The organism is Chloroflexota bacterium, assembly GCA_016235055.1.
Classification (GTDB): domain Bacteria; phylum Chloroflexota; class Anaerolineae; order JACRMK01; family JACRMK01; genus JACRMK01.
On sequence record JACRMK010000059.1, the window covers coordinates 35,649 to 46,996 of the forward strand.

The following is an 11,348-nucleotide window of genomic DNA, read 5'->3' on the forward strand; positions in this document are numbered from 1 at the left end:
AATGTGTCAGACCCTTCGGGTTTAGAAGACCCGAAGAGCCTGGAAAGGCAAAAGCATGAAATCTCGATTGATTGGCGCACTTGCATTCGCCCTGCTGGCGAGCCTGCTGATCTCCGCTTCCGGCGTCAGTGCTGCGCTTCCGGCCAACCTATCGTGGGTGAAATACGGGACCGGCCCAGTGGTAAATGGGACGCTGTGCTATACCGGCGAACATTTCAAACCCGCCATCGTGGTTGAGAGCGCGGGCAACTATAAGATGTACTTCAGCGGCCGCGCCAACGGCTCGGATATTTACGTCGCGACAACCACCGATGGCGGCCTGACGTGGGCGTGCGGCAACGGCGGCGCGCCGGTGCTGGCGCGCGGCACGGCCAGCGCGTGGGATGACGCGCGCGCGGTCACGGCCAGCGTGGTGAAGAACGGCGCGTCCGACTACCGGATGTGGTACATGGGCCGCAACGCCGCCGGCACCAACTCGATCGGCTACGCGACCTCGACCGACGGGCTGACGTGGACCAAGTATGCCAGCAACCCCGTGCTGACCAAGGGCAGCCCGTCGGCGTGGGATTCGCAGTACGTGCGCGATCCGTCGGTGCTGAACGTCGGCGGCACGTACCACATGTGGTACTCCGGCACCGCGCGCTGGCCGTACTTCCGCATCGGGCACGCCACGTCGCCCGACGGCTTCACGTGGACGAAGGATGCCGGCCCGGCCATGGTCGGCACCGCTGGCCTGTGGGACCAGAACGAGGTGTATGCGCCCTACGTCGTGCAGAACGGCGGCGCGTACGAGATGTTCTACTCCGGCAACAACGGCGGGCGCTGGCTGATTGGACACGCCACCGCCGCTGGTACCACCGGACCGTGGACCAAGGACGCCAACGCGATCATCAGCCCATCGGCGACCGGCTGGGAGGCGGGTTACGACTCGACCGACTACGCCGCCGCTGTGCTTGATGGCACCTGGAAAGTGTTTTACTCGGCGGGCGGCAGCTACGCGATCGGGCTGGCTACGCTGACCAATCAGGCGCAGTTGACCTTCCGGCAGTTGGCGACGAGCGTCGCCGTTAGCAGCAATGTTACCGTGTACATCGACATCAGCGCGGTGACGAACCTGGCGGGGTACCAGTTCACGGTGAACTACGACTCGGCCAAAGTCTCCGCGGTCGGATCGTTTGAGAACGACTTGTACGATACAGCGACGAACGCCTCAATTCCGCCCACATGGAGCGCTGCGTGCGCGGCGGGCGTCTGCAAGTTCGCGGTCGCAGGCATTAGCCCGCACGCGGCGGTCAGCGGTTCGGGCGCGCTGGCCAAGATCGTTTTCACCGGCGTGGCGGGCGGTGAGGTGCCGCTGACGTTCGGCAGCGACATCCTCTCGGACTACGGCGCGACGCCGATCATGCACAGCGCTAACACCGGCTTCATCACGGTCATGAACAGCGCGACGGTGAGCGGCGTCGTGCAGTTGCAGGGCCGCACCACGCCGACCGACGCGGGCACGGTCACGCTCTACGACCAGCAGGGCTACGCGCCGCCGGTGACGGTGGCGTTCGATGCCGCTACGGGCGCGTGGTCCACCCCGGTGCTGTTCTACGCGGGCAGTTCAGCGTTTGACGCCGTCGCGTCGCACGGTCTGTACTTGAGCAATCTCAATACTGGCGTGGCGTTGACGGCGGGCGGCAGCTTCCCGCAGGCGACGACCACGCTGTGGGGCGGCGACGCGACCAATGACGGCGCGATTGGCTTGGCCGACCTGACGTGCATCGGCGGCGACTTCGGCGCCGCGCCGGGGACGTGCAGCGGGCAGGGCAGCAGCGACATCAATGCGGACGGGCTCGTCAACATTCTGGACCTGGTGCTGGCGGGCGGCAACTACGGCAAGACGTCGAACCAGGCGTGGTAGTTTGCCGGAGTGATGATCGGGGTGGGCCTTTGGCAGGGGGCCCACCCACCGACACCAGCGTATGAGGAGACCTATGCGACCCAATAAGAAATTCACCGTGGCGGCCAGTATGCTCGTGCTGCTGGTATTGCTGGCGTCATTCAGCACGCCGCCAGTGGCGCACGCGGCGACCACCATCACTGTCTCACCCGCGGCGATGAACGGGTGGGTCTTCAGCGACGACGGGGTTGCCGGTGTTGGCGTGGCCAACTTCATGATTGGCCCCGGCACGCCGCCATCGGGCGCGGGCAGCGTGCACTTCGTGCTCGACGCGACCGCGCGCGAGACGATCAGTACGATGGCGTATGCTAACACGAAGTTCAGCACGCTTACGACGCTGCAATACGCGACCTATCGCGCGTCGGTCGATGCGGGCAACAACCTGGCCGTCGCGCTTCAATTCGACTTCGACAATAACCTGGACGATCTGGACACCGGCTGGAAGGGGCGCATGGTCTTTGAGCCGTACATGGCGGCCGGCGGCACGGTGCTGCAAAACACCTGGCAGACGTGGGACGCTATGACAGGTAAGTGGTGGGGCAGCAACGCGGCCGCCGCGCCCTGCCTGCAAGCTTCGCCATGCACCTGGGCGCAGGTACTGTCGAACTTCCCGAACGGCGGCATCCGCGCCGGCGGCTACACGCATCTGAAGGCGGGCGGCCCGGCGCCCGGCTTTGAGGGCTATGCCGATAAGCTGATCATCGGCGTCAGCGGCGCCGAGACAACCTACGACTTTGAATCGTCTTCCAACGCCGGCCTCTACATGTCGCCGAGCGCGACGGCCATCCCGGTCGGCGGCACGGCGACGTTTGGCTTGAACGTTGCATCGATCAACAACCTGTACGGCTACCAGTTCTCGACAAGCCATACGGCCAATGTGTCGGCCGTGGCGGCGTTCTACAACGGCTTCTTCACGACGCTGCCCCCGGCGTTTATCCCGACCGCATGGAACAAGGACTGCTCCAGCGGCACGGCCTGCAAGTTCGCCGTTTCGCACGTCGATCCGCAGTTGGCGCGCACCGGTTCGGGCATGCTGGCGTCCGTCACTTATACGGGCCTGACGCCGGGCACCGTGCCGCTGGCGTTCAGCGGAGATATCCTGTCCGACAAGAACGGCAATGCGATAGCGCACAGCAGCACCGGCGCGACCCTGATCGTGTACGGCTACGGCACGGTGTACGGCATGGTGAACCTGCAGGGGCGCGCGGCGCCGCTTGACGCGACGGGCACCGTGACGCTCACCGACGCCTCGGCGTTCTTCCCGCCGGTCGTCGCCACCTACGGGCCGTTGACCGGCAACTACACGGTCACGGTGCCCGCGCAGGCCGGCGGCACGACGTACAACCTGGCGGCCAACCACAGCCTGTACCTGCACAACACGTTGACCGCCGGCGGACCGATGGTCACGCCGGGCGGGAGCGCCACAGTCGCCGCGACGCTGCTCAAGGGCGGCGACGCGACCAACGACGGTGCGATTGATGTGACGGATCTGACGTGCATCGGCGGCGCATTTGGCGGCGCGCCGACGCTGTGCGGCACAACCGGCAGCAGCGACATTAACGCCGATGGCGTCGTCAATATTCTGGACCTGGTGCTGGCGGGCGGCAACTACGGCCTGGCCGCGCCGCAGCCGTGGTAGGCAGATCGTGATGGTATCATAGGGCGTGGTAGTGCGGCGCCGCCGGCCGGCGGCGCCGCTATCCCGGCAGTCCGAGGGACGACATTGCAAAGGTATCGGAGTTTCTGGCTCATGCTGGCGGCCGCGCTGATCGCGCTGGCCACCGTCGCACCGATGCAGGCGCAGGGCGGCGCGACGGCGCGCCCCGACCCGCCGACGCTGGAGGTGGGGCTGGGGCAGCAGGAAACGCTGAACATCGTGCTGGAAGACGCGCAGGACGTCTACGGCATCGATGTGCGCGCCAAGTTCGACCCGGCGGTCATCGAGGTGGTGGATGCCGATCCATCGAAAGACGGCGTCCAGATGACGCCGGGCACGTTCATCAAGCCGGACTTCCTCGTGCGCAACACTGCGGAGAACGTGACGGGCACCCTGCAGTACGTCACGACACAGGTGAACCCGTCGCCGCCAGTCAGCGGGCGCGGCATCGTGGTGAGCGTGCTGGTGCGGGGCAAAGCGCTGGGCAAGCAAACGGCGTTCACCATCAGCTTTGTCGAAATCGCCGACCGCACCGGGCGCAAACTGCCGGTGCGCGGGCAGGCGGGCAATATCGTCGTGGTGCAGCCCAAACCGCCAACGCCGACGCCCACGGCACAAGCGACGGCCACGCCGACCGCCGCACCCTCGTCTGTGCCTTCGCCGACGCCCCCGCGCGCCGCGGTGACCACCGCTGGCGTGACGCCAGCAGCGACAGTCGTCGCTCAGAGCACGCCTGCCGCCCAACTATCCGACGATTCGGCACTGGTCGGCATCGCTGTGGCCGGGGTGGTTGGGGCGCTGGCGATCGCGGGTGCGGGGGTCGTTATCTTGCGGCGGCCGCGGCTATGAATGCCATGAAACAGCAGGGGTATTCCACCGGGAGTCGTGCTCGCAGAGCGCTACGCATGGCGCTCGGCAGCCTGCTCGGCGCGGCGCTGGCGCTGGCCATCGCCGTGCAGCCGGGCCGGCCTGCCGGAGCAGCGACCGGCGCGCATCTGTTGCTCGCGCCGGCCGCACAAACAGTCCAGGTCGGCTCGACGGCTGTCGTGACGATCACGTTAAATGACATTAGCAACTTGTACGGCTACCAACTGGCGGTCGGCTACGACGCCTCGAAAGTTAGCGCCGAAGGCGCGTTTGTCAACGAGTTCGTGGACACCACGAGCCAGGCGTTTGTGCCGGGCGGCTGGCACGCGGCCTGCACGGGCGGCCAGTGCCGCTTCGCGGTCACCCGCCTGTCGCCGGCGGCCCCCGTCAGCGGCGGCGGCGCTGTGGCGCGCATTACGTTCACCGGGCTGGCACGCGGGGTTGTGCCGCTGACCTATGCCGCTGACTACCTGAGCGACCGCAACGGCTTTGCGATCGCGCATCTCAGCAGCGGCGGCGTAGTGACGACCGTCGAGGGCACGGCTATCGTGGGCGGCGTGGTAGCCCTGCAGGGGCGCGCGACGCCGATCACAACCGGCACGGTCACGCTGATCGACAACGCCGGTGTGTTTGCGCCGACCGTTACGCCGTTCGACGCGCTGACCGGCGTATTCACGGCGGTCGTGCCGGTGGACACGGGCGGCTCGGTCTACCGCCTGGTCGCCGCGCACGCGCTGTACCTGTCGCACCAACTGGGCGCGGCCGTACCCGGCAGCGGCATCGCCGTGGCGGCCGGCGGCGTCTACACGACCGGCGCGACGACGCTCGACGCCGGCGACGCCACCAACGACGGCCTGGTTAGCATCCTGGACCTCGCCTGCATGGGCGGGGCCTACGGCGGGCCGCCGACCGTCTGCGGGGCTGATGGCAGCAGCGACATCAATGCAGACGGCGTGGTCAACATTTTCGACCTGGTGCTGGCCGGCGGCAACTACGGGCGCGCGGCGCCGCAACCGTGGTAGAACCATTAGCGAGGTGGCATACGATGACGAAACATACGAACGAGACTCGTTGGCGGTCGCTTGGCTCGCGTGCGATGAGGCCGGTACGGCGCGCGCTGGCGTGGCTGTGCCTTGGCGCGCTCCTGGCGGCGGGCCTGAGCGGCCTGCTGGCCGCGCAGGCGCGGCCGGCGGCCGCCCAGGCCGCGACCACGACGCGCGTCTCCCCGGCGCGCCAAATCGTGACGACGGGTGCGTTCAGCGTCGATGTGCGGATTGACGATGTGGTGGATCTGTACGGCGCGGACTTTACGCTGACCTTCCCGCCGGCGTCGGTCGCGGTCGAAGACACGAGCCTGACGATCACGAGCATCACGCCCGGCCCGCTGCTGACCTCCGGCGCGGGCGGCAGTTTTGTGATCGTGAACCGCGCGGACAATAGCGCCGGCACCGTCCGGTTTGCGGTCACGCAATTCAACCCGTCGCTCCCGGTCAGCGGTTCCGGGGTGCTGGCGCACATCAACTTCCGGGTGCGCACCACGGGACTGATCCCGCTCACGCTGACGGCGGTCACGCTGTCCAATCGCAACGGCGTCGTGATTCCAACGGCGACGGAGAACGCACAGGTCTTCGCCGGGTCGCTGCCCACAGCGGTCACGCTGGAGTCGTTCAGCGCCGTCTCGGCGCCGGCGCAACAGCAACCGGCGGGCTTCACCGGCCTCGACGATAAGGGCGGCGCGGCGCTGGCCCTGGCGGCGCTCGCCGTGGTAGCCATATTCGGGCGTGGCAGGCGGCGCTGAGCCGCGGTCTGGACTACGAAATACAGATAACGGCGGCATCTCGCCTTGAGATGCCGCCATTGTTCTTTCGTTCCACGCGCGCTGCGTTACCTTCGTGCCTTCAGCAGTTTCGTCCCGCTCGGACACAGGTCAAAGAGTGAGCACTGCTCGCAGAGCGGCTTCCTCGCATCGCAGATGCGCCGTCCGTGCCAGATGACTTCGTGGCTGAACGCGATCCAGCGCGTTTTCGGTAGGACGGTCATCAAATCCTGCTCGATCTTGACCGGATCTTCTTGCTTCGTGAGACCAAGCCGCTGGCTGATACGGCGCACATGCGTGTCCACCACGACGCCATCGGCCAGGCCGAAGCAGACGCCGCGCACGACGTTGGCAGTCTTGCGCGCCACGCCCGGCAGGCTGAGCAGGTCGTCCATGCCCTGCGGCACCTCGCCGCCGAACTCCTCCACGAGTACGTGAGCCGCGCCCTGGATGTTCCTGGCCTTATTGCGGAAGAACCCGGTTGATCTGACCAGCGCCTCCACATCCGCGCGCGGCGCGGCGGCCAACGCGGCCGGCGTCGGGCAGTGCGCAAAGAGCGCGGGCGTCACCTTGTTCACCGTCGCGTCGGTGCACTGCGCGGAGAGGATCGTCGCGACGAGCAGTTCAAACGCGCTGCGATGGTTCAGCGCGCACTGCGCGTCGGGATACGCTTTGCGGAGGCGGCGCAGGATCGCCTGCACGCGCTTCTTTTCGTCGGCCGGATTCCGTTTGACCATGCGCTGATTTTACACGAGGATGAGTTCGAGCTCGATTTCGTCGCGGAGCGGGATGCCGTCGTTGCCGAGCAGCGGGATCTCCGGCTTCAGCCGCCGCGCCGCCGTCACGGCATCGCGGTGCAGGACGGCCAGCACGAAGCCGCGCTTCTGGTAGAAGCGGAGCGCGCGCAGGTTATCATTGGTCGTGATCAGCCACAGCCGGCGGCAGCCGCGCCGTTGCGCTTCGTCTCGCATGGCCGCGATGAGCGCTGTGCCGACGCCCGCGCCCTGGCGCAGGCTGTCGAGCGTGACGATCTCACAGGCGTCACCGTCCACAGTGAACGTCAGCAGCCCGACGATTTCACCGGCAAGCACAGCCGCGAAGCCGTCGAGCATATGCGGGCGGTATGTGCGCCCGTGCGCCACGACGGTCTCCGCGCCCCAGCGCCGCGTGATGAGATCGCACACTGCGGCGCGGTCGGCATCGATTAGTCTGCGCACGGAAATGTCCGGCATATCGGTGTCCGAAAGGCGCTAAAGGACGGGGACGCGCCAATATCTCTGTATGCGTGCCTTCCCGTTCCCGTTCAACGGCCTGCACGGAAAACGGCGTCGCGCAGCCTGCTACTTTCTGCATCCAGCGTCAACTCGACCTCCGACATGCATTTCTCGCCCACAAAGCGAAACGTAGCCGAGGCCGCGCCATCACCGGCCAGTAGTTCGCCCGCCGTGCAGGCGCCGCACACCACGTGTGCCAGGCGCACCCGCTCCCATAACGCCTCGCGGTTGGCGTCGCGCGCCACCAGGCGCTGCCATGCGCTGCGCGTCGGTTTGCTGACCAGCGCAGCCAGCCGCGCGGCGGCCGACTGCATGGCCGGCGACGGCGGCAGGGTGGATGTGAGCTGCAAGTGCTGCACGCGCGGCGGCACGGTGGGCGACAGGGTGATGAACACCCAGCACCAGCCGCGCTCACCGGCCATCCGCCAGCGTCCGCGCAGGCTGTTCTCGACTTCGAATACGCCGTCGGGGTGCAGTGCGCCATGGTCGCGCCGCAATTCGTCCAACCGGCGCTGCCAGTGCGGCCGGTCGCTATCAAGGAAGAAATTGCCGGCGAAGAGCGTGTCGGCCAGCCCGTCATCCCATGCCGTCAACAAGCAGATGACCTGCGCGTGCGCTTCAAGCAGTGCGTCACTCGGATGAGGCGGGCGTGGTTGCGCCTGGCTAGCCTGCAGCAACTCGTCGAGCGCGTCGGCACATGCCGCGTGGACATTGGCGTAGGTAACATTGGCAAGCGCGACGATGCCGACGCCGTAGGCAGGCGCCCAGCGCATATGCGAGCCGAAGCCCGGCACCCCGCCCCCGTGCCCCACGCTCTCATAGCGCCCGTTGTGCGCGATTGAAAGACCATAGCCATAGCCGCCCGCACTGAACAGCGACGACACGCCAAGCTCGCGCTCCGTGATCACCGGCCGGTACATGCGCCAGACCTGCTGCATCTCGCGCAGCGAACTGCGCCGCACAAGGCCCGTTTCCGGCTCGTCGCGCGCGGGCCAGGCGGACTGGAACAGCGCGACCCAGCGCGCCAGATCGCGCACCGAGCTGCTGATGCCCGCAAACGCGGCGACATCGCCGCCGGATGGTAGCAACGGCTCGGCCTTCCACTGTTCATCTTCCCAGCGATAGCCGGGCGCCCGGTGCGCGGCCGGCACCGTGGCCGGCTGCCATGTGGTCGCCGTCATGCCGAGCGGCTGGAGGATCTCGCGTGTGATGTAGTCCAGCGCGGACACGCCGGCGACGTTGGCGATGATGCGCCCCAGCACAATGTAGGCGTAGTTGGAGTACTCAAAGACGACGCCCGGCGGATTGGAAAACGTCACACCGTCGCGGAAGAGCCGGCTGAGATCATCGTCGCCAATGTACAATTGCCGGTCCGCCCACGGGTCGTCTTGCGGCCAACCGGCCGACATCGTCAACAGTTGTTGCACAGTGAGTGGTGCCGAGTCGGCCGTGGGATAGCGCAGGCTGGCAAGTTCCGGCACATAGGTCGCCGCCGGCGCGGCGAGTTGCAGCGACCCCGCGTCGCGCAGCTTGATGATCGCCAGCGCCGCGAAGCTCTTGGTCATCGAGGCAATGCGATACACGCTGTCCGCATCCGGCGGCGCCGGCGTGGTCACGTCGCGCACGCCGAAGCCGTGCGTGAAGACGAGCTCGCCATCCACGATCACGCCATACGCGACACCAGGCATTTGCTGGCGCTCGGCGTAGCGCCGGAAGATTGGCTCCAGGCGCGGACACGCCGCGAGAAGCTGCGCGTGTCGTTCAGCTCCGGGCAGGCCGGGCGCGGACGATTCAGCCGCAAAGGAATGTGTGTTCATGGGTTTCCTGTGTTCAGCCGGTGGATTGTCACAACATGTCCTTCGATTATAGCCAGCCGCACGCATGCTGGCGAATGGCGGAGTGAACGTGCCCCGCTGACTTTGCGAGCGCGCCGGCGCCGTTTTGCCGAAACGGCATGTGCGGACAGGCGCACGTTGGCTGGAATCCCCGGAAACGTGCGCGCGGGGAAGGCGCGTTGCGATTGCGCACGGATGGGCGTGCCCCAGACCAGGTAGCCTCACACCGCCAAGGCTGCACAGGCGGGGGCGTTACGCCTTGGTGGCGAGGCGAGTGGGCAGCCATGCGCCGAAACTACGCGGCGCGCCAATCTTTGCTATAATAGCTCTGGTGAATCATTCGGGCGAGTAGCTCAGCTGGTCAGAGCGTCTGACTTACATTCAGAAGGTCGCGGGTTCGAGCCCTGCCTCGCCCACAATTTGGGATATTTTCTTGGGATAAACTTTACGGAAAGTGAATGGACATTCATCATTAAATTTCGTACTACAGGTTACCAGATTCTCTTCAACTCGTTGCGCACGCGTATGATGTTATGATGTTGTTGCCGCCACGGAAGTTGGCTTCGGCTACATGCTTCGTTTGTTCTAGAATCCGATAAGCTGGCTGTGCGCGAAATGATATTGCGGCCTTCCGTACGTAGTGGATTGCCACATTATCTCAAATCCATACTGGATTTGCTAAAAGCATTTTCGGCTTAAGCAATCCACGCCGGAACTTCACCTCACGGCCTAATGCGTAGAACACTGCTCGCTGACCGTGATGGCTTTGTGGTAACCCCACAAGCGATGATCCATGACCACGTGCCAAAAAGGCAAATGCTTGCCAAACAACACCCTAGTTTCCATTGTTATTCCAACTTGGAATGGCAAGAAATGGCTCCAGAAATGCTTGCCAACTGTGTGTGCCCAGACCTTTCGGGAATTCGAGACGGTTGTCGTTGACAATGGGTCCACAGATGGAACGACTGAATGGATATCTGCTAATTTCCCAAGCGTTCGGGTCATTTGTAATCCGTGCAATTTCGGCTTTGGCCGTGCCACCAATCAAGGAATTATCTCAACCTGCTCTCCCTATGTCGTCACACTAAATAATGACACGGAAGTTGCCACCGATTGGTTGGAATGTCTAATGAGAACAGCCCAAAAGGAACCGTATATTGGCATGTGGGCATCAAAGATGATCTTCGCTGAACAAAGAAAGATCATCAATTCGACCGGCATCTCTATAGATAAATGCGGAATAGCTTGGGACCGTATGGGCGGCGATGAAGATCGGGCGAATGGATCCGAACCATTTGAAGTTTTTGGTCCATGCGGAGGTGCCGCGCTCTACAGTCGCGATATGCTTGAAGATGTTGGACTATTCGATGAAGATTTCTTCGCATACCATGACGACGTAGACCTAGCATGGCGGGGACGCTTGAGGGGATGGCATTGCCGATATGTCCCAACTGCGGTGGTCTATCACTACCACTCAAGTTCGACGAGAGATGCTATCTCGGGGAAATGGCGCCTCCTTGGGCGCAACAAGATTGCAATGATCTTGAAAAACTATCCGTCTCCGCAACTATGGTGGTATGCCCCATTCATTATCGCCTATGATCTTATGATGTCTCTTTATGCCTTGTGTACACGCGGTGAATCAAGTCATATATTAGGACGCGTTGACGGTCTGAGAGAATGGCATGTCCACTGGCGAAAACGAATGTTAATTCAGCAGCGCCGCACAATGACTTCAGCCGAATGGGAAAGAATTGTGTCACCAATTCCTTCTCCTTGGGCGGTTTTCCGTCGTTTTCGTCATCTTACTAGCCTCAGTAGATCCAAAATTTATAAGCGCGGGGCGACGGTAGAGTGAATGACGTTGACTACGTCATAGATCGCTTCCAGTTCGCGCCGGATGAAGCGGAGAAAGCGTGTCAGTTGGAAGCGCTTGGTATCCAGCCAACGCCGA

General features: G+C 64.3%; 9 protein-coding genes and 1 tRNA gene. 7 read left to right on the forward strand and 3 right to left on the reverse strand.

What is annotated here, in order from left to right:
• Window positions 1-55: 55 nt before the first annotated feature.
• From HZB53_15285 to HZB53_15305, 5 genes are all read left to right on the forward strand, one after another.
• Window positions 56-1,906, forward strand: coding sequence for a family 43 glycosylhydrolase (locus HZB53_15285; GenBank protein MBI5879013.1), 1,851 nt, complete (start codon window positions 56-58; stop codon window positions 1,904-1,906).
• Between the two features lie 73 nt (window positions 1,907-1,979).
• Entirely contained in the window at window positions 1,980-3,584 is a 1,605-nt protein-coding gene (locus tag HZB53_15290) for a hypothetical protein (protein ID MBI5879014.1), read from the forward strand.
• Window positions 3,585-3,695: 111 nt separating this feature from the next.
• The gene (locus HZB53_15295; GenBank protein MBI5879015.1) at window positions 3,696-4,451 is read left to right on the forward strand and encodes a hypothetical protein; all 756 of its coding nucleotides are present in this window, start codon (window positions 3,696-3,698) and stop codon (window positions 4,449-4,451) included.
• Window positions 4,452-4,507: 56 nt separating this feature from the next.
• Complete coding sequence (locus HZB53_15300) at window positions 4,508-5,491, forward strand: hypothetical protein (protein ID MBI5879016.1); 984 nt, start codon at window positions 4,508-4,510, stop codon at window positions 5,489-5,491.
• Between the two features lie 23 nt (window positions 5,492-5,514).
• Window positions 5,515-6,267 (forward strand): hypothetical protein, encoded by a 753-nt coding sequence (locus tag HZB53_15305; protein MBI5879017.1) that lies wholly within the window; start codon window positions 5,515-5,517, stop codon window positions 6,265-6,267.
• A gap of 86 nt (window positions 6,268-6,353) precedes the next feature.
• Here HZB53_15305 and nth read toward each other — a convergent pair whose 3' ends face one another.
• The 3 genes from nth to HZB53_15320 all read right to left on the reverse strand — a co-directional run bounded on the left by nth (window position 6,354) and on the right by HZB53_15320 (window position 9,376).
• Window positions 6,354-7,022, reverse strand: coding sequence for an endonuclease III (gene nth, locus HZB53_15310; protein MBI5879018.1), 669 nt, complete (start codon window positions 7,020-7,022; stop codon window positions 6,354-6,356).
• A 9-nt stretch (window positions 7,023-7,031) separates the two neighbouring features.
• On the reverse strand, window positions 7,032-7,517 hold the full coding sequence (locus HZB53_15315) for a GNAT family N-acetyltransferase (GenBank protein ID MBI5879019.1): 486 nt from the start codon (window positions 7,515-7,517) through the stop codon (window positions 7,032-7,034).
• 71 nt (window positions 7,518-7,588) lie between these two features.
• Window positions 7,589-9,376 (reverse strand): beta-lactamase family protein, encoded by a 1,788-nt coding sequence (locus tag HZB53_15320; protein ID MBI5879020.1) that lies wholly within the window; start codon window positions 9,374-9,376, stop codon window positions 7,589-7,591.
• A 360-nt stretch (window positions 9,377-9,736) separates the two neighbouring features.
• On the opposite strand from HZB53_15320, the gene HZB53_15325 reads away from it, so the two are divergent.
• Window positions 9,737-9,810: transfer RNA gene (locus HZB53_15325), tRNA-Val, on the forward strand.
• 404 nt (window positions 9,811-10,214) lie between these two features.
• Complete coding sequence (locus tag HZB53_15330) at window positions 10,215-11,252, forward strand: glycosyltransferase family 2 protein (protein MBI5879021.1); 1,038 nt, start codon at window positions 10,215-10,217, stop codon at window positions 11,250-11,252.
• Window positions 11,253-11,348 lie beyond the last annotated feature (96 nt).

Bases quoted from the DNA above. Each gene is read 5' to 3' on its own strand.
- HZB53_15285 (MBI5879013.1), top strand. From the start codon at position 56: ATGAAATCTCGATTGATTGGCGCACTTGCATTCGCCCTGCTGGCGAGC.
- HZB53_15290 (MBI5879014.1), top strand. From the start codon at position 1,980: ATGCGACCCAATAAGAAATTCACCGTGGCGGCCAGTATGCTCGTGCTG.
- HZB53_15295 (MBI5879015.1), top strand. From the start codon at position 3,696: ATGCTGGCGGCCGCGCTGATCGCGCTGGCCACCGTCGCACCGATGCAG.
- HZB53_15300 (MBI5879016.1), top strand. From the start codon at position 4,508: ATGGCGCTCGGCAGCCTGCTCGGCGCGGCGCTGGCGCTGGCCATCGCC.
- HZB53_15305 (MBI5879017.1), top strand. From the start codon at position 5,515: ATGACGAAACATACGAACGAGACTCGTTGGCGGTCGCTTGGCTCGCGT.
- nth (MBI5879018.1), bottom strand. From the start codon at position 7,022: ATGGTCAAACGGAATCCGGCCGACGAAAAGAAGCGCGTGCAGGCGATC.
- HZB53_15315 (MBI5879019.1), bottom strand. From the start codon at position 7,517: ATGCCGGACATTTCCGTGCGCAGACTAATCGATGCCGACCGCGCCGCA.
- HZB53_15320 (MBI5879020.1), bottom strand. From the start codon at position 9,376: ATGAACACACATTCCTTTGCGGCTGAATCGTCCGCGCCCGGCCTGCCC.